The sequence below is a fragment of the Vibrio sp. Vb0937 genome, from assembly GCF_033338855.1.
On record NZ_JAWOTK010000404.1, the window covers coordinates 1 to 1,090 of the forward strand.

At 45.0% G+C, this 1,090-nt stretch carries 1 protein-coding gene and 1 pseudogene; one reads left to right on the forward strand and one right to left on the reverse strand.

The annotated features are described in order from the left end of the window. A pseudogene (locus R7P67_RS26070) lies at positions 1-95 on the forward strand (DUF547 domain-containing protein); the annotation flags it as partial. 110 nt (positions 96-205) lie between these two features. Here the strand turns inward: R7P67_RS26070 and djlA are convergent. After that, positions 206-1,060, reverse strand: a complete 855-nt coding sequence (gene djlA / locus R7P67_RS26075; RefSeq protein WP_258469443.1) for a co-chaperone DjlA — start codon at positions 1,058-1,060, stop codon at positions 206-208. Positions 1,061-1,090 lie beyond the last annotated feature (30 nt).

Genomic DNA, 1,090 nt, shown 5'->3' on the forward strand with positions numbered 1-1,090 from the left:
TGTTTAACCACATCAGAAACTACGCGCCACAATACAACCATTTTTCAGGTCGGGTGAAGTACGACTACGATTGGAGCTTGAACCAAGCCGACTGATTTATCCATCCTTGTTCAGCTTGAGATGCTTTTAGCTACCGATAACCCAAAAGCTAAAAAAGGGCACCAAGTGCCCTTTTTACTTTCTAGTTTGCTTGCTAGATTTTGGCTTACTTAAAGCCTTTTACCTTTTTAATTAAATCGTAAGCGTTTTGAATTTCTTGCGATTTTTCTTTTGCGACGTTCATCATTTCTGGCGGTAAACCTTTGGCCATCAATTTATCAGGGTGATGCTCATTCATTAACTTACGGTAAGCTCGTTTAACGGTTTTACCGTCCGCCTCTGGTGACACATCCAAAATTTTGTACGCATCGGCCAATTGATCCGCCTGTGAGGCTTGCTGCCAACCTGACGACTGGTATTGGCCTTGTTGCTGACCATGGGAACCACCTTGATGTTGGAAACGGAACGCCGCTTCTTGCATTTGCAGGCGACGCTCTAGTTGCTCAGATGAGAAACCTAAACCACGAGCAATTTTGTGCAGCACATTACGTTCGCTTGGATGGATAGCTCCATCAGCAAAGGCCGCGGAAATTTGCAGTTCAAGGAAGAATTGCAGCAAATCAAAACGGCCAGCGGTCGAGATTTTTACACGCACCAGCACATCTTCTAATGGGAAATCACTCTCTTTCCCTTCGCGGAATGCATCTTGCGCCGCACGGCGTTGTTCGCCATGCAAATTCATACGATCCATCATGGCAGTCGCAAGTTGGATCTCTTCTTTAGTGACCTGACCTTTGGCTTTTGCCACGTGTCCCATTACTGCAAACGCCGCTTTAAAGAATTCTTCCTGACGCTGTGCCTGACTCGGTCCTTTTCCAAAGCCACCTGTAGAGAACCCAGCTTGACTTAAACGTCGGGCTTTATCGAATTGGTGACCAATAAATAAACCAAACAGCAAACCGAATGGACCACCCAGTAACAAGCCAAAAAAGGCACCCAGAATTTTGCCAAAAATATGCATTATGTGTTCTCTATCAATGAATTTTTATCG